This window comes from Spirosoma jeollabukense (assembly GCF_054777855.1).
This window is the reverse complement of sequence record NZ_BAAHAD010000001.1, coordinates 1,291,135-1,309,078: the sequence shown is the minus strand read 5'-3', so window position 1 is coordinate 1,309,078 and position 17,944 is coordinate 1,291,135. Positions and strand designations below refer to the sequence as shown.

The 17,944-nt window shown below is 49.7% G+C and carries 14 protein-coding genes; 4 read left to right on the top strand and 10 right to left on the bottom strand.

Annotated elements, in window-relative coordinates:
* Nucleotides 1-271: 271 nt before the first annotated feature.
* The 4 genes from ACYVEA_RS05310 to ACYVEA_RS05295 all read left to right on the top strand — a co-directional run bounded on the left by ACYVEA_RS05310 (nt 272) and on the right by ACYVEA_RS05295 (nt 4,603).
* A complete protein-coding gene (locus ACYVEA_RS05310; protein WP_461112295.1) occupies nt 272-922 on the top strand; it encodes a hypothetical protein in 651 nt (216 codons plus the stop codon).
* A gap of 115 nt (nt 923-1,037) precedes the next feature.
* Nucleotides 1,038-1,931 carry an alpha/beta hydrolase gene (locus tag ACYVEA_RS05305; RefSeq protein WP_461112294.1) on the top strand — a complete coding sequence of 298 codons (894 nt, stop codon included), beginning with the start codon at nt 1,038-1,040 and terminating at the stop codon, nt 1,929-1,931.
* Between the two features lie 314 nt (nt 1,932-2,245).
* Complete coding sequence (locus ACYVEA_RS05300) at nt 2,246-3,034, top strand: alpha/beta hydrolase (RefSeq protein WP_461112293.1); 789 nt, start codon at nt 2,246-2,248, stop codon at nt 3,032-3,034.
* A 177-nt stretch (nt 3,035-3,211) separates the two neighbouring features.
* On the top strand, nt 3,212-4,603 hold the full coding sequence (locus ACYVEA_RS05295; RefSeq protein WP_461112292.1) for a Gfo/Idh/MocA family protein: 1,392 nt from the start codon (nt 3,212-3,214) through the stop codon (nt 4,601-4,603).
* A gap of 165 nt (nt 4,604-4,768) precedes the next feature.
* Here the strand turns inward: ACYVEA_RS05295 and ACYVEA_RS05290 are convergent, their stop codons facing one another.
* From ACYVEA_RS05290 to ACYVEA_RS05245, 10 genes are all read right to left on the bottom strand, one after another.
* Nucleotides 4,769-6,088, bottom strand: coding sequence for a gluconate:H+ symporter (locus ACYVEA_RS05290; RefSeq protein WP_461112291.1), 1,320 nt, complete (start codon nt 6,086-6,088; stop codon nt 4,769-4,771).
* A 159-nt stretch (nt 6,089-6,247) separates the two neighbouring features.
* On the bottom strand, nt 6,248-7,084 hold the full coding sequence (locus tag ACYVEA_RS05285; protein ID WP_461112290.1) for a ThuA domain-containing protein: 837 nt from the start codon (nt 7,082-7,084) through the stop codon (nt 6,248-6,250).
* Nucleotides 7,085-7,129: 45 nt separating this feature from the next.
* Nucleotides 7,130-8,962 carry an ATP-binding protein gene (locus ACYVEA_RS05280; RefSeq protein WP_461112289.1) on the bottom strand — a complete coding sequence of 611 codons (1,833 nt, stop codon included), beginning with the start codon at nt 8,960-8,962 and terminating at the stop codon, nt 7,130-7,132.
* A gap of 2 nt (nt 8,963-8,964) precedes the next feature.
* Nucleotides 8,965-10,089 (bottom strand): sensor protein KdpD, encoded by a 1,125-nt coding sequence (locus ACYVEA_RS05275; RefSeq protein ID WP_461112288.1) that lies wholly within the window; start codon nt 10,087-10,089, stop codon nt 8,965-8,967.
* 119 nt (nt 10,090-10,208) lie between these two features.
* Nucleotides 10,209-11,348 carry a porin gene (locus ACYVEA_RS05270; protein WP_461112286.1) on the bottom strand — a complete coding sequence of 380 codons (1,140 nt, stop codon included), beginning with the start codon at nt 11,346-11,348 and terminating at the stop codon, nt 10,209-10,211.
* Between the two features lie 88 nt (nt 11,349-11,436).
* Nucleotides 11,437-12,000 carry a K(+)-transporting ATPase subunit C gene (locus tag ACYVEA_RS05265; RefSeq protein WP_461112285.1) on the bottom strand — a complete coding sequence of 188 codons (564 nt, stop codon included), beginning with the start codon at nt 11,998-12,000 and terminating at the stop codon, nt 11,437-11,439.
* A gap of 92 nt (nt 12,001-12,092) precedes the next feature.
* Nucleotides 12,093-14,147 (bottom strand): potassium-transporting ATPase subunit KdpB, encoded by a 2,055-nt coding sequence (gene kdpB, locus ACYVEA_RS05260; RefSeq protein ID WP_461112284.1) that lies wholly within the window; start codon nt 14,145-14,147, stop codon nt 12,093-12,095.
* Nucleotides 14,148-14,191: 44 nt separating this feature from the next.
* Nucleotides 14,192-15,904: a potassium-transporting ATPase subunit KdpA gene (gene kdpA, locus ACYVEA_RS05255; RefSeq protein WP_461112283.1), complete on the bottom strand. Its 1,713-nt coding sequence runs from the start codon at nt 15,902-15,904 to the stop codon at nt 14,192-14,194.
* Between the two features lie 45 nt (nt 15,905-15,949).
* Complete coding sequence (locus ACYVEA_RS05250; protein WP_461112955.1) at nt 15,950-16,030, bottom strand: potassium-transporting ATPase subunit F; 81 nt, start codon at nt 16,028-16,030, stop codon at nt 15,950-15,952.
* Between the two features lie 516 nt (nt 16,031-16,546).
* Entirely contained in the window at nt 16,547-17,902 is a 1,356-nt protein-coding gene (locus ACYVEA_RS05245) for a sigma-54-dependent transcriptional regulator (protein WP_461112954.1), read from the bottom strand.
* Nucleotides 17,903-17,944 lie beyond the last annotated feature (42 nt).

Below are 17,944 nucleotides of genomic sequence, written 5' to 3'. Positions count from 1 at the left end.
GTGAATCGTAAACCTCGTCAAAGGTAGAAAAGGGGAAAGAGCACATCCAGCCTGAGTTGGCAGTCGGTAGGTCTGGGTGAACAGGTAGCGGAAATAGCGGATTGGTTTGTGGTGGCTACATCAAATGAATCTACTTTCGCCTGACGTCGTTCGGATGCGGCAACTGAATTGTTCGGCCCCAACTCATACCGCCCATTTTACAGTTCAGTCAGATCGTCCTTCTGTCGCCGTGACGTGTCGATTAGTTTTGTTGACACCAACCATTGAACCTATGAAAGCTTTTTTTGTCATTAGTACCTTTCTCATTAGCCTGTCCAGTAACGCGCAATATAGGCCCGTCGGTGCCATCACGATGTGGACAGATGGCTACGTCGTAACGACGCAGAACGATACAATTCGTGGGCAGGTGCGGGTCGGGTCGCTGGTGAACGATTCCCCCGCCAGCATTATCATTAAGACGGGCGACAATGCCAAACTGAAATTGAAAGGGGATGATCTTGCAGTCATTGCCCAACGATTGCCCGACTTTGCGTACGCCACCGGTAGTATACCCCGCAATCGGGAGATGATCATATTTGAGCGGGTCCCTAATCCACGGCGCAAAGACAAACCGATGCTGCTGGAACGTCTGACGCCCGCTGGCGGCCGTATTGCCCTTTATTTCGATGTATCAGGCTGGAAGAAAACGACCGAATATTCCTTCGGCAATTTCGTGTTAAGTGTAGACCATCAGGATCTCAGCTACATTGCGTTGAAGAACGGGGGTGAATCGTTTGTGGCGAAGCAGGGAGAGATGGAGTCTGTTCATGATCGTTTGTTTGGCGATTGTTCCACGTTCATTCAAAACTACCCGACGGCCACGCGCCGTGACTGGCGTGAGTTCGGTGAGATGGTAGCTTCCTACAACCAACTTTGTCAGTAAGGGTAGTTAGCCTGGCGAACCAATCCAGAAACCTATTTTCGTGGTATGTATTGTATACTAGCCAACTGCTCGCGAACGTAGTGGTTTATAAATACGGATGGTGAGGTCCTCTAACATGCTTTCTTTTCGATTACTCTGGCAAATTCCGGCGGCTTTATTGCTGGTGGTTGTCTTGGTGCTTTCCCTAAACGAATTTGCTGTTGCGAGCGGTAGTCGGCGGACAAAAGATATTTCCTATTTACCGCCCGCTACAACCCCCGCCGACCCGACCGATCGCCACTTGCTGGATGTGTTCTCCCCCCGAAAACGCGCCCTCAAAGGTCAACCCGTCGTGTTGTTTATTCACGGCGGTAACTGGAACAGTGGGAATAAGAATCTCTACGCCCTTCTCGGACGCCGACTGGCCAAACAAGGCGTTGTCGCCGTAATTATCAACTACCGGCTTTCTCCGAACGTAAAGGTGCCCGCAATGGCTGAGGATTGTGCCCAGGCGGTTCGCTGGGCGACACAGCACATTGCCGATTATGGTGGAGATCCAGACCGGATTTTTGTCATGGGCCATTCGGCAGGGGGTGGATTAGCCGCTCTACTGGCTACTGACGATCAGCTGTTTACCAAGATTGGGCTGGCGAAAAATCCGATAAAAGGCGCTATTCTCGATGATCCGGGTGGACTGGATATGTTCGATTATCTGAAAAAAATGGAGTATCCGGGCGACGACCAGTATCTGGTGCCGTTTGGTAAAGACCCTTCTGGTTGGCGCGACATGTCGCCCATGTATCATGTGCGGGCCGATAGTCCTCCTATGTTGGTGTATGTAGGTGAACGTACCTATCCGAGCATTGCCAGCAGCACCCGGAAATTCAACCAGCGCCTTCTGGAGCTTGGCACGGAACACACATTTACCGTATTGCCGGGGAAAAAACACATCGCTATGGTCACCCAGTTATTCTGGCAACATAATATCATCTACCGTGATTTACTAAAATTAGTAAGCGCAACCCCCTGACAATTTTGTCATTTATGTTTTTGCATTTTTTAGGCCAGTGCTACGTAGTGTAACTGGGCACCTACTCCTGTCATTCACAATAAGTTAATGACATTACCGGCAGAAGCTTCCTCACTTTAACCTATCTTGGGTTTGTAGGACAAAAATCATCCGTTTTGTCGATTTTGATATAGGTTACAATTAGTATCGGTTAAGTGGTTGGTTTTTGTCCTGTTCAATTCATTATGAGTCGAAACTACTCAGTACTATTCGGCTCATAATGAGGAGAATAGAGACATCTTTCACTTTTTTGCAAACCATCAAACATTACAATCATGGAAGGTATTAAAACCAAAACCGTCGTATTTGTCACCGGAGCCTTTGTTGTCAATACTGGCTGGGACGAATGGCAATCCTATTTCCAGAGCAAAGGATACGAGACAATGGCACCACCCTGGCCTTTTAAGGATGGTACGGCTGCCGAATTGCGCGCCCGGCAACCGAATGACACCGACTTGGCTAAATTAACGCTGAATGAGCTGGTCGATCATTATATGAATATTGTGAAAGCGCTTCCCGAAAAACCAATCGTAATCGGGCATTCGCTGGGCGGTCTGATAACCCAGATCATCGTGAGTCATGACCTGGCAACTGCCGGTGTCGCCATTCACTCCGTTCCGCCACAGGGCGTATTTCCTTATGAGTTCTCGTTTCTGAAAGCGGGGTGGAAAGCCCTGGGCTTGTTTACCGATCTTGATGAAACGTACCTGATGTCGTTCGAAGACTGGCAATATGCGTTCGTTAATGATATGCCACTGGACGAACAACAAAAAGCTTACGATGAAAACACGATTCCAGAGTCGAAAGTGGTGGCCAGGGGTGGATTGACCAGTGCTGCCCATGTGGATTTTGAAAAGCCACACGCGCCCTTATTGCTTACGGCCGGCAGCATCGACAACATCATTCCGGCTCACCTCAACCATCGTAATTTCGAGGCCTACAAAAGCAATGGTTCGGTGCTGGACTACAAAGAGTTTGAAGGACGAAATCACTTTGTGCTGGGCCAGCCTACCTGGAAAGAAGACGCCGACTATATCCTGGATTGGCTGGATAAAAACGCGTAAAGAGTTCGGTCTTAACTTCCCGAAACAGAACCACCCGAGCGGCTCAAAACTTCGGGAAGTTAATTTGGCTTATTGGCTGGCAACAGTTTTACTACGTAGTAAACAGCCAAGGGTGGTTAATTCTTTTAAACAACGCGTTTTTACAATCTGTTTCTGACGTAAACTCAACAACACGTTATGAAATCGATTGATCAATTTGTTAATCTTTTGCTCGATCAACCGGCAACAAAGCCGGTATCGCGACAGGATTTTCTACAATTTACAAGCCGCAGTCTGGCCGTAAGCGCTATTGGCAGTACGCTGATTGCCTGCGAGAAAAAAACCGAAACCACTATGTCCACGCCAGCGGCCAGCACGTCCGGTGGAGCTGCGCCCAAATTGCCCGCCACCTCACCACCCGCTACGGTCCCAACTGAACAGCAAAAACCAATCGAGCTGGAACAGATCAAGGCCAAGACCGAACAACAGGAAGGCGATACGCCCACCCCCATGCCAGAAGATCAGCGGGTTGGCTATGCCCTTGTTGGACTTGGTCACCTGACGCTTAATCAGATTTTGCCCGCTTTTGGGGCTTGTAAAAAATCGAAAGTTGTGGCCCTGGTAAGCGGTAGTCCCGAAAAGATGCAGAAAGTAGCTGCGCAGTATGGCGTAAAAAAAGAGAGTTGTTACAGCTACGCCGACTACGATAAGTTAAAAGATAACAAGGAAGTACAGGCCATCTACATCGTATTGCCCAATGGTATGCATGCCGAATACACCGTTCGGGGAGCGCAGGCCGGTAAGCATATTCTATGCGAAAAACCGATGGCTAACTCCGCGGCTGAATGCCAGACGATGATCGATGCCTGCAAAAAAGCAGATCGTAAACTCATGATCGCCTACCGGATTCAGTATGAGCCGCACAACCGAATGGTGCGCGATATGGTCCAGACGGCGAAATTTGGGAAGGTAAAGTCGATCATTGCGAATAACGGCCAAAACTCCGATAACCCGAAACATTGGCGATTCAATAAGGCCTTGGCGGGTGGTGGTTCGTTGCCCGACGTTGGGCTATACTGCCTCAACACGATTCGATACGTACTGGGTGAAGAACCAACCGAGGTGATGGGCTATATCCACAGCACGCCCGATGATCCGCGATTCAAAGAAGTGGAAGAGCAGGTGAACTGGATCATGAAATTTCCGAGTGGCGTGCAGACCAGTTGCGCTACCAGCTACGGACATCACGACGACAAAAGTTACCGGGTGCTGGCCGATACGGGCTGGATCAAGATGGACCCGGCTTTTCCTTACAAGGGGCTGAAACTGGAAACGAGTCAGGCGCAGGGCGAAGTAAATCAGATCATTGAGCATAGCATTTCTGATAAAGACCATTTTGCCACCGAAATGGATCATTTTTCGGAATGCATCCTGGACAATAAAATGCCGTTTACGCCCGGCGAAGAAGGGCTCCAGGATCAGAAAATTATGGAAGCGATCTATCAATCAGCGAAGGATGGAAAGCCAGTAAAACTGGAAACTATCACCAAAAAAGACGCCTTTCGGGGGCCAGAGCCCAAAGCGAGTTGATAGACGGATTTTTTGTCATTCCGATGCAGGAGGAATCTTCGAGTGAGTCCTTCTTCTCTACTATTACCGAAGATTCCTCCTGCGTCGGAATGACAAAAAATTCTCCTCATGGAGCTAGATAATACCTTTTAGAGCCTAAAATACAGACGCAATTAATTACAATAACTAATTAATTACCCAGCTCAGCGCCATAACCCCCGCTAATCCGGTTACGGAAACCAGCGTTTCCATGACTGACCAGGTCTTGATCGTATCGGCCATCGACAACTGGAAGTACTCCCGGAACAACCAGAATCCCGTGTCGTTGACGTGCGAAAACATCATGCTTCCCGCACCAATACTCAGTACCATTAAATTGGGTTCAACACCCGTAGCCGTCAGCATGGGCGCGACGAAGCCCGCCGTTGTAATCCCTGATACGGTAGAGGAACCTACGGCTACCCGAATAAGAGCCGCCATACCCCACGCCAGCACGTAGGGATGTAAGGTGGAGTTGCGCATCAGGTCGGCAACAGCCTGATTCACCCCTCCGTCGGTCAACACCTGTTTTAAGGCGCCAGCCCCGCCAAAAATCAGGAAAAGCAGGGCTACCTCTTTAACGGCATCGCCAAACAGACTGGTCACTTCCGGCATGGTTCTGCCTCGCCAAATGCCCAGCGTGAACGTAGCCACGACGACCGAGATAAACATGCTGACAACGGGTTCCCCCAGGAAGAGCAGCGTTTGCTGGCTCAGTGAACCAGTGGGCAGCCAGGAGCTACAGAATGCACTTAATCCAATCAACAAAATGGGGAGCAACACCGTCAGGAAACTTACCGTTGCCGAAGGCATTTGGTCTTCCTGTAAATCGGGCGCAATAAACGCGGAATTGGGTAACGTAGTGAAACGTTTTACGGTAGAGCCAAACAACGCCCCCGAAATGAGAATAGCCGGAATTGAGACAAGGATGCCATAAAATAGCGTCAGGCCCATGTCGGCGTTGAACTGTTTCAGAATCGCCAGGGGGGCCGGGTGGGGTGGGAGGTAGCCCTGCGTCACCGATAACGACGCCAGCATGGGTAGGCCGATGTACAGTGCGGACAATTTATAGCGATAGGAAACCGTGATGACCAGCGGCACCAGCAGGAGAAATCCTACCGAATAGAAAAGCGGCAAGCCAACAACAAAGCCCGTTACCAGAAAGGCCCATCGTGCATTCTGCGTGCCCACCAGCTCCATAATTTTCTGGGCAATACGTTGGGCGGCCCCACTTTGTGCCACCAGTTTGCCGAGCATCGCACCCAACGCAATGATGGCCGTAATGGAACCTAACGTACTGCCGATGCCTTTCTGGATGGCATCCATAATGGCCAGCGGCTTTATTCCCAAGGCTAAACCAACACCCAGCGAAACGGCTAGAAATGACAGAAACGGGTGCAGCCGAACAAGCGAAATAAGGGCGACAAGAGCTAGAATGCCAAGAAACGTGATGACCAGAAGCGTCATAGAATAAAAGAGAAATACGGCCTACCCACTGAACACAAAAGCTGACGTAAGACAGAATCAAATTTAAAATTTTAAACACAGAGGCACAGAGAACACAGAGGTAAAAAATAGCGATTACAACTCTGTGTTCTCTGTGCCTCTGTGTTCAATTGCAAAACACTATCGGATTGGCGTATCTCTCGAATCGGCATAAGCTTTGCTAAAATCGATCGTTTTTACCTGTCCGGCAACGTAGCGGATACCCTGAAAAATGTGGTTGATGAACGTAGTATCTGTTTGGTAATCCGTTTTGGCATGGCCCAACGTCGTACACCAGGTATAGCCGCCGTCGAAATTGTAATACCAGGCCGAAGGGTATAACTGCGTATACGATCCGCCGAACATCTTCACTTTTTCGGGCTCATCGGAGTTGAGTGAGGTGAGGTCATTCGCCATAACGACGGTTGTGCCTGGCGACATTTCTTTCATAAAATAGAACTCATCTTCTTTCTGCCAAACTTTCGGCATTCCCTTCATCGACGGATGCTTCGTGTCGAGCACCTCAATTCTGAACGTCTGGAACTTGGGATGCCAGGCAAAACTGCCACCCATCAAGCGTTTGAACCAGGACCAGTTTCGTTCGGTACCGATGACGGAATGAATGCCCATAAAGCCACCACCCGCTTCAACATAGCGCCGGAAGGCCAGCCGCTGGGCGTCGGTATCAAATACGTCGTTGTTCGTGCTCGGGAAAATAAGCAGCGTGTATTGTTTAAGATTGCTCTCCGTAAATACGGTTGGCTGAGCCGAAGAATCGACCGCGAAGCCGTACTGCCTGCCGAGTTTCTGAATGCACTGAACCGCATTCGGGATGTTGTCGTGGACGTAGCCTTTGCCATTTTTTGTGTAGACTAGTACCCTGACTTTCTTCCAGTTGACATCCTGGCTCCAACTGGTACTCAGGGTGAGCAGGAAAATAAACAGCCCCGAAAAGGCCACCGCCGTAAATCGAATCATCTTTGCCTATAATTGATGATTCTATAAGCACAGACTATAGCTTATCTACGCGTGCCGATCGATGGGCAGCCGAAAGAAGAAAGCCGCTCCGTCGGTGATGCTGGTGTCCAGTCCGATCTGGCCGTTCATGCTCTGGATAAATTCGCTCGAAATGGCCAGACCGAGACCTGTGCCGCTGGAGGCAGATTGAGTTGCCTGTCCGTTAAGGCTGGGGGCTTTGAAGTAACGATCAAACACTTTGTCCTGATGCTCAGGCCGGATACCCGCACCGTGGTCGCGTACCCGAAACTCAACATACGTATTGACCTGTTGCGCCGACACGTCAATGATGCTGTTTTCGGGGCTATGCCGTATCGCGTTCGAAAGAAAGTTAACCAATACCCAGGAGACTTTATCGGGGTCAGCCAACACAGTGGGGAGTGCTGAGGGAACCGTTATCGAAAGTCTGATGTGTTTGTTCTCCGCCGAGACGCGAAGGGCATTGGTCGCATAATTGATCACATCGGCAGGTACCACGGCCTGTATGTTCAACTGAATCTGACCCGATTCGACCTGCGCCATATTCAGAAGTTCGCTCGTCAGATTCAGTAACCGGTTGGTATCGTCGCTGATGTTGCCGATGAGTTGTTTCTGCTCGTCATTCACCTGTCCAATGCGGCTGTCTTCCAGTAGCTTAAGGCTCATTTTGATGCTGGATAAGGGTGTCTTAAGTTCGTGCGAAATCGTGGCGATGAAGTTGGTTTTGGCTAAATCGAGTTCTTTGTAGGGTGTAATATTTTCGAGCACCATCACGTAGCCTGCCAGTTCGGAATGTATTTCGCCAGTACGTATCACATCGACCCTGTGTGTTCGCCGTTTGAAATAACTTTCTTTCCCGCGTCCATCTGCCCCCGAATCATCCAATTGAATACCATCCGGTCGGGAACTATCCGGTCGGGGATCGTAAATTTTGAGAAACCCATTCTGTTCGGTATCGAGTGGGGTATCGGTCATGATATCCTGGATCAACGTGCGCATCAAGTCGTTCGAGGCCGCTATGTCCGGTGCATATTGACCTACTAACTGCGCTTCGTCCATACCCAACAGTCGGCAGGCAACCGGATTGGCGAATAAAATGCGCCGTTTTTCGTCCATACCCACAATGCCCTCACTCATAATGTGGATAAGGGTATCAATACGTCGTTTTTCATACAGCACCTGCGCCAGATTGGAATGCTCGTATTCATCCAGTTTCTGCGCCATTGAGTTGAACGCCTGAGCCAATTCGCCAAACTCATCGTTGGAATCGATGTGCAAACGTTCTTCAAAATTGCGTTTGGTTACCTGTTTGATCCCCCTCGTTAACTCGCGCACGGGATTGGCGATGTAGCCAGGAAAATTGATAATAAACGAGAATAGAATCAGAAAACATACTGTTCCTGCAACCGCTACCCATAGCAAGGCCTCTTTGGCCGTTTGTTTAGCCGTTTCGTTTTTGCGGATAATCGCTTGCCGGTTTATGTCGTCCAGTGCGAAGAGGTGTTGCCGAATCCGGGCAATAATCGGAGAATCAGTAGGTTTAGTCCGTAGTCGATTGAATTCCCGGCGTAAACTACTGGTTATTTCCTGCTCCCCAATTTCTGTTACGTTGCCTTCCTGCTTTTTCAGGTTTCGGTCAAAATCTGTCAGGCCTTCGGGGTCATGCTCAGGCGTTTCGGTGAACATGGCCAGTGCCTTCTGCATATTGCTGGCATATTCGAGCGAGATATAATTATCCTTCAAAATCGCCTGCGAATCGCTGGAAAGCTCATTCAGGTAATAGGCGCTCAAGCCTCCGAGTACCAGAATAATGGTAAACATAAACGCCAGAGCGACGGCTATTTTGCTTTTTATACTCATGGCTACGACAGTATAATCAGGTCTGTATCCGAGCCCGACAGTTTGTTGAGAAGTTGATTGAAGGCGTTCGTCCGCAAAATAATCTGGATTAAGGTAAGGTGCGGCTTGCCAATGCAGACTGTTGTGATGTTACGATTCTCAACTTCGGTCATGATGCTGGTAACGATGTTGCTGCTTTTGACCTGAATAACCTCGGCCCCCAGTTCGGTGGCTAATTTAAGGTTGTTGATTAAATGCCGCTGTACATCGAGCTTAATACGGTCGGAGTTTTCGGAAGGCGTTTGAACATAAAGCACAAACCAACGCGAGTTATAGTAAGCGGCCAGTCGCGCCGTTTTGCGAATAACATGTCGGGCAATCTCGTGGTTGGAACTGATGGCAGCCAGAAATCGCTCGGGTTTTGCTTTGCTGTTCGCTGGAAGCGAGGTTTCAATCTTACGTTCAACGGCAGTGGCGACCTCACGTAGCGCCAGTTCGCGCAGTTGCAGAATTTTCTCGGCTTGAAAGAAGTTGCGTAGCGCCGTTTCAACTTTGCCCGGATCATAAATTTTCCCTTCCTTCAAACGCGTGATCAACTCATCGGCGGTGAGGTCGATATTGACGACCTCGTCAGCCAGTTGCAACACCCGATCCGGCACGCGCTCGGTGACGTCGATGCCCGTAATTTGATGCACCGATGAATACAGGCTCTCAATATGCTGAATATTAACCGCACTGATCACGTTAATGCCCGAATCCAGAATATCCAGTACGTCCTGCCAGCGCTTTTCATTTTTCGACCCCGGAATGTTCGTATGCGCCAGTTCATCCACAATCACCAGTTCGGGATGGCTATTCACTACGGTCTGCACATCCATTTCTTCCAGCTCGCGGCCTTTGTAGAACAGCTTACGCCGGGGAATAATGGGTAAACCGGCAATGAGCGCATGCGTCTCGGCCCGGTTGTGTGTTTCAATGAAGCCAATCTTAACGTCGATTCCTCCGCGAAGCAGGGTATGGGCTTCCTGCAACATACGGTACGATTTGCCAACCCCCGCGCTCATGCCAATATACACCTTAAACTTCCCCCGCCTGGATTGACGGAGGAGGTTCAGGAAATGCTCGGCGTTCTGATCGTTGGGATTCATTTTTGCTAACAGGATTGGGTCATTTTTTGTCATTCCGACGCAGGAGGAATCTTCGGGTGAGAAGATTTTTATCTGCTATTAGCGAAGATCCCTCCTTTGTCGGGATGACAAAAAGTAAATTAAAACGAAACCGCTAAACTCGTTGTCAGTGAGGTGTTTGTCTTACTGGCGCTGCTTACCGTTTCAAAGATAGCGTCCTGACTGTTGTAAACTTTTCCTTCGATTCTGAAGAGCGCTGTGGGCAAAATAAAGTAGTCGACATTTAGCGAGTACCCCCAGGTTTTGAAACCGTTTGGTGTGCCCGTTGCAATGATTACCCCGTTTTTGTCATCATAATACTCCACCCGTCCCGCCAGTTTCACTACGTCGCTCAGCGAATAGCGGACAATGGCTACGGGCGCATACCAGACGTAGCTGCCATTGCCCACCCGACGACCATCAGCGCCGACAGGCTTGCGATCGGCACCAATATCGAAACCGAGAATGGCGCTGACTTTTTCGTTTGGATTCACAATCGCGTAGATATTATTGTAAAATCGCATTTGCTTTAGTGAATCGGGCCGGTCGCTGCCCAGAAAACTACTCCAGTTAAAAACAAAATTGGATGTTGGTTTGAACTGCACCTGCGTACTGACTGATGGACCGGAATAGCCGGGTAGTTTGGCAATCCGTTGCCAGCCATTTAGTACCGATCCCAAAAGAGTCCATTTGCCATTTGGCGTGTTATAGGTCAGTTTTGCCCCCGCCAGATAGTAGGGCGAATTTTCGGCCACAAGGCTACGGGTCAGCGTCCAGCAATCTTTTGAAATTGCACTTTCAAACCCGATGTGCGACGAGAAAATGCCCGCGTCGAGCCAGAGATCATGCGTTTTGCTCAGCTTGACCCCGGCGTTGGCTTCAAATATATTCTTCAGTAAACCTTGCTCAGCGGCATAGTTGTACTGCGCATACGTACCAACCTGAATTGCCAGATTCGCCCGGACGCGCTCAGTACTGTAGGAGCCTTTAATAAACGCCAGATTTACGTTCACTTCGCGGTTTCGCTTGTGGTTATACAAAAATCCCGGCCGCTCCTGGGCGGTTTTCGGAGCGGTGAAGTCGTGCGTATAATACGCTTCAACGTAACCAGAGAAGTTTAGCCCGGCGGGTAAGGGTGTCGAAGTTGAGCGGGTTGTAGAATCGATAGCTATTTGTGCCAACGAGGGCAACGTCACCACCAGCCACGTAGTGACCAGCAATGGGTAAACTATATTTTTCATGGTCGTTTGGTTGTACTCAGTCTGGCCCAAGCTCTGGCTTGACCATATGTATATTTGACGGGCCAAGCTAGAGCTTGGCACAGACTTTTTACTTCAGAGCGTCGAGTGCCACATTTAGTTTCAACACATTTACCGTTGATGGGCCGAGTAATCCTAACAGAGGAACTTTGGTCTGTTCATCAACAAGTTGATTCAATCGTTCAGCACTGATTTTGCGAATCGTGGCAATCCGCGCCACCTGAATTTTTGCAGCCGCCGGCGATAAATCCGGGTCTAGTCCTGAACCTGATGCCGTTACTAATTCGGTCGGAATCGCGGACTTGTTTACTCCCGGATTATGCACGAGGAACGTATCAATCCGGGCCTGAACGGTTTTCAAATAGTCGGGATTTGACGGACCTTTGTTCGATCCCGCCGACCCGGCTGCATTGTAGTCAACGGCCGATGGGCGCCCGTTGAAATAGCGGTCCTCGGTAAACTTCTGACCTATTAGCGCATAGCCGACAACTTTGCCATTAACCATAATCGTTTCGCCTTTTCCGCCCCCTGGCGCTAACGTAGCAATGCCAGCTACGACAATGGGATAAACAATAGAAAGAATAACCAGCAGTACAAGCGTAAGCCGAATGGCTGGTGAGATGTGATTTTTCATGATTTTTTATTTTTATACCACCGGGTTTTAACCCGGTGCAATTGATTCTATTTCCCATTTGCACCGGGTTTTAACCCGGTGGTGTCATAGCGTTATACAAACAGCCCCACGACCAGATCGATCAACTTGATGCCAATGAACGGAGCAATGAGGCCGCCAACGCCATAGATAAGCAGGTTCCGGCGAAGTAGGGCCGACGCACCAATCGGTTTGTATTCAACACCACGTAATGCCAGCGGAATCAGCATGGGAATGATGATCGCGTTGAAAATAACCGCCGACAGGATGGCCGATTCCGAGCTGTGCAACTTCATGATATTGATCGCTTGCAAGGCTGGGATCGACACTACGAACAGAGCTGGAACGATGGCGAAATATTTCGCTACGTCGTTGGCAATCGAAAACGTTGTCAGGGTACCCCGTGTGATAAGCAACTGCTTCCCAATCTCAACGACCTCAATCAGTTTGGTTGGGTCATTATCCAGGTCCACCATGTTTCCGGCTTCTTTGGCGGCTTGTGTTCCAGAGTTCATCGCTACGCCTACATCGGCTTGTGCTAAAGCAGGCGCGTCGTTGGTGCCATCGCCCATCATGGCTACGAGTTTGCCGCCTAGTTGCTCATGACGGATGTAGTTCATTTTGTCTTCGGGTTTGGCTTCGGCGATGTAGTCATCGACGCCCGCTTTTTCAGCGATGAACTTAGCCGTCAATGGGTTGTCGCCCGTTACCATTACGGTTTTAACGCCCATTTTTCGTAGCCGGTCGAAGCGTTCCGAAATGCCGGGTTTGATAATGTCCTGCAACTCGATAACCCCTTTAACTACTTCATTCTCAGAAACGACCAGCGGAGTACCGCCATTCGCAGCAATCTTTTTGGCTTGTTCCTCCGTTATGGCTGGGAAGATATTCCCTGCCCGTGCAACGATAGTCCGAATCGAATCGGTGGCCCCTTTCCGAATTCGCACTTGCGAACCGTTTTTGCCGCTGGGCATGTCGATGCCTGATGACCGGGTTTCGGCAGTGAACTTGATCAACGTAGCGCCTTCTGTTGATAAACGACTCGTTACGTTCGTGCCAGCCAGTTCGACAATGGACTTGCCTTCCGGGGTTTCGTCGGCCAGTGAACTGAGTGCCGACGCCCGTATCATGTCGTCTACTGAAATGCCCGGAGCAGGGTAGAAATTGGTTGCTTTCCGGTTGCCAATGGTGATTGTGCCCGTTTTGTCGAGCAGCAACGTATCAATATCCCCTGCCGTTTCGACGGCCCGGCCCGACTTGGCAATTACGTTCGCCCGCAGTGCGCGGTCCATACCCGCAATGCCAATGGCCGAAAGCAAGCCGCCGATGGTCGTTGGAATGAGGCACACGAACAGCGAAATCAGGGCTGCAATGGTGATCGGCGTATTAGCATAATCCGCAAAAGGTTTCAATGCGACGCAGACGATGATAAAAATCAGGGTAAAACCGGCCAGCAGAATCGTAAGGGCAATTTCATTCGGCGTTTTCTGCCGACTGGCCCCTTCCACCAGCGCAATCATTCGGTCCAGAAATGATTCGCCGGGTTGAGTCGTTACCTGTACTTTGATGCGATCGGAAAGCACTTTTGTACCGCCCGTCACCGACGATTTATCACCCCCCGATTCCCGTATAACTGGCGCTGATTCACCCGTAATGGCCGATTCATCGATAGTGGCTAAACCTTCAATGATTTCGCCGTCGGACGGAATAATGTCGCCCGTTTCGCAGAGAAATACGTCGCCTTTTTGCAGTTGCGCTGAGGAGATTAATTCAATGCGATCATTGCCAACGACTTTTTTTGCGGGCGTTTCCTGCCGCGTTTTACGTAGTGATTCTGCCTGTGCTTTGCCGCGTGCTTCGGCAATGGCTTCGGCGAAATTGGCGAACAGAATCGTCAGCAACAGAATAAACGTGATGGCGATGTTATAGCCCAGCGTTCCCTGCGATGTATCACCTGTGAGGGCGATGTAGGCCGTTACCAGCACCATGACGACGGTACCGATTTCGACGGTGAACATGACCGGATTCTTGATGAGAATGGCCGGATTAAGTTTGACAAACGAATCCCGAATTGCCTTGCTTACCAGTTCGCGCTGAAAGAGGGCGGGGGAAGAATTTTGCTTTGCCATGATATTGGTTTCCGAACCAGAAAAAATCTGATTTAGATAGTTAATTATTTAAGTGAGAAGTATTCGGCCAGCGGTCCCAATGCCAGGGCTGGAAAAAACGATAGAGCTGTAATGATTATGATAACGGCGAAGGTCATCAGCCCGAACGTAGCGGTATCCGTTGGGAGTGTTCCAGACGATTCTGGTACGTATTTTTTCTGGGCAAGTAGACCCGCAATGGCTACCGGACCGATGATTGGAATGAACCGCCCCAGAATCAGCACAATGCCCGTGGCATAGTTCCAGAAAAAGTTGTTATCGCCTAGTCCTTCAAACCCCGAACCATTGTTGGCATTAGCCGACGTGAATTCATAAAGTATCTCCGTGAAGCCATGATTGGCTGGATTGTTCAACCAGGCTGAAGGCTTCACCAGCCAATCGGACCCGGCACCATCCGAGTAGTTAACATAAACCCAGGCGGCTAGAGCCGTTCCACCTTTTATCAGTAATGTACTGAGCAAGGCAACGATCGAGGCAATCTTGATTTCCCGCGCTTCGACTTTCCGCCCGAAGAGTTCCGGGGTCCGGCCGACCATCAATCCTGAAATAAAGACGGCAATGATGAGGTAATAATAGTAGTTCAGAAAACCGACGCCACAACCGCCGTAGAAGGCATTGGTCATCATACCCAACAGCTCCATTGTGCCCGACAAGGCCATCGATGAGTCGTGCATCGAGTTGACTGATCCGGTTGAAATAATCGTTGTGACAATGCTCCAGTAGGCCGATGCCAGTGGGCCGAAACGTACTTCTTTGCCTTCCATCGCGCCGGTTGGCTGACTCACCCCCAACTGAGCAATGGTCGGATTGCCATGGAATTCCGTCACTAATGTTGGAATAAGCAGGCAAAGCATACCAATCGTCATGACGCCATAGACAACCCAGGTAAACCGTCGACGGTTAATCAGGAAGCCTAATGCAAACAACATCGCGATTGGCAGGAGTACCTGCGCCACCATTTCCACTACGTTAGTAAAATAGGTAGGGTTTTCGAACGGGTGTGCCGAGTTGGTGCCAAACCAGCCTCCGCCGTTGGTGCCTGCGTGTTTAATGGCAATCATACCAGCCGCTGGCCCACGCGATACACCAACCGTATCACCCTGCATGGTTACGATACTGTCTTTGCCATCGAAACTGGCCGGAGTGCCGCTGAAGGCTAGCAGCAGAGCGACTACGAACGAAATCGGCAGCAGGATTCGAGTGATCGCTTTTACAAAGAATACGTAGAAATTACCGACCGTATCGACTGCTTTAGGCAGAAACGATCTCACAACCAACAGCAGCGAAGCGATTCCTGTTGCGGCCGAGGTGAACATCAGAAAATTGACCACAAACAGTTGCGTCAGATACGTTAGCCCCGACTCGCCCGAATAGTGTTGCAGGTCGCAGTTGACCATAAAACTAATGGCCGTATTGAACGCCAGATCGGGTGTCATTGACGGGTTTCCGTCCGGATTAAGGGGCAGTGAGCCCTGTATCAGCAACAATGTAAACGCAAAGGCTAACCAAACAGCGTTGATTGTGAGTAAGGCTACAAGGTTTTCTTTCCAGGTCATATCGCGGCTGGAATCAATTCCAGCGAGCCGATAAATGAACCGTTCGACCGGGCCATTGGCAGACTCGGGTTTGAATACGTTGGCAATGTATTTGCCCAGCGGAATGGCCAGTAGGAGAGTTAATCCATACATGACTGCGACGCCTAATAATTCAGTTGACATAGTGAATGTGTTTTACTCCAGACATAGGAGAGGGAGACGATCCGGTTAAAATTTTTCCGGTTTAATCAGGACGTACAGCATGTACGCGAAAACCAACAGCGAGACAATAAATAAGAGCGTGAGCATTTTTTTGCGTGAATGAGTGAAACCAGGGCCTAACTTTTATCTTTAGATTTTCTCGAACCATTCGATGGCTTTGTAAAAAAGAGTGAAGCAGATTAGTGCTGAGGCAACAAGAAGCAGGAGAGTACCCATGATCATGATTGATTAAAAACGTTATCTGGTGGGGGTATGCCAAAAAGTAGTCCAGAGAAGTAGCTTATTTCGATAATAGATTTAATATGTTGATAATCAGTAGTTAAAAGTTTTAAGAATAGCTTGGGATATGTTCATAAAAAAGCTGACCCTACCAAAATGGTAGGGTCAGCTTTTCAGTTTGATAAGGTGGCGAGTGGCGATTAGCGTAGTTTGCTCATAATCGGAGCGAGTGAAAATATCTCTGGTAACACTGAACAACACCCGTTGGTCTTTGTGGCGTCAACGCTGTATAAGGGGTGAGCCATATCCAGGCGACTTTTTGACCTGGTGCACTAACGACGCTACTGTTACGATAGCGTTCGATAGAATGCAGGCAATTAGTTATCAGTCACTTAAGCCCGCTTCCTGAAGTTTTCGGTAAAGTGTTGTCAGACCGATGCCCAACAGCCGGGCAGTTTCGGTTTTATTGCCATTCGTCTGACGTAGCACCCGACGGATGTGTTGCTGTTCCACAGTCGCTAAATCCAGCGCGGTCGGGTCATTCAAAATCCCATTTTCCTGTATCTCGTAGGGAAGAAGATCGGGCGTCAGCTCAATGGAGCCATCGGGAGACGTATCGGCGAGGATCACAGCCCGCTCAATGACATTTTTCAATTCGCGAATGTTGCCCTTCCACGCGTGCTGTTGTAATTTCTGTACAAAAGTCGGACTGAGTCGCACGGCTCGTTTTCCAATTTTAGCGGCACTTTGTCGGGCAAACTGCTCAGCTAACTCAGGGATGTCGGTACGTCGATCGCGCAGCGGTGGGAGTTCAATCTGAAATACCGATAGCCTATAATATAAATCCAGCCGAAACCGACCGGCATTGGCTTCCTGCTCCAGTCCTCGGTTGGTAGCTGCAATCACACGGACATCGGTTTTCGTCGGCTTGGTATCGCCCACGCGCAGGAACTCGTGCGTTTCGAGCACACGTAGCAGTTTGGCCTGTAAGTCAAGAGGCATTTCTCCAATCTCATCCAAGAAAATAGTGCCTTTATTGGCTTCGGCAAATAAGCCTTTCTGGTCGCGGTTAGCACCCGTAAAGGCTCCACTCCGGTGCCCGAACAGTTCACTTTCCAGAATATCCTTGCCCAGAGCTCCACAGTTGATAGCCACAAATGGTCCCGTCCGGCGGGGACTCGCCTGGTGAATAGCCTGGGCGAATACTTCTTTACCCGTGCCTGTTTCGCCCGTCAGCAGAACGGTTGTTTCAGTGACGGCTACTTTACGCGATAGCTCAATCGCTTGTTGAATGGGTTTTGATCGACCCACAATGCTATCGAATCCGTATCGCTGACCAACCTGTTGTTCAAGTTGTTTGATCCTGAATTGCAGATTTGCCTTCTCGACGGCCCGGCTAACCAGCGGAATAATTCGGTCGTTATCGTCGCCTTTGGTGATGTAATCAAACGCCCCATTTTTAATCGCTGTTACGCCATCCGAAATGGTACCATAAGCCGTCAGGACAATGACTTCGGTGGCAGGATAAAGCTGCTTGATCTGGGCCGACAACTCAATGCCGTTTTTGTCGGGCAGTTTTACATCACTGATTACCAATTGAACCTCCTCATGCTCAAGGATTTTGAGACCACTACGTGCATTGTCGGCTTCCAGGACGGTATAGCCTTCGAGTTGCAGGATCCGGGCCAGAAGCTGACGTAACCGGGGCTCGTCGTCAATAATCAGAATAGTAGCAGCCAAGAGATAGTTGAAATTCTGGCGCGGGTACTCACCGCTCGGGCG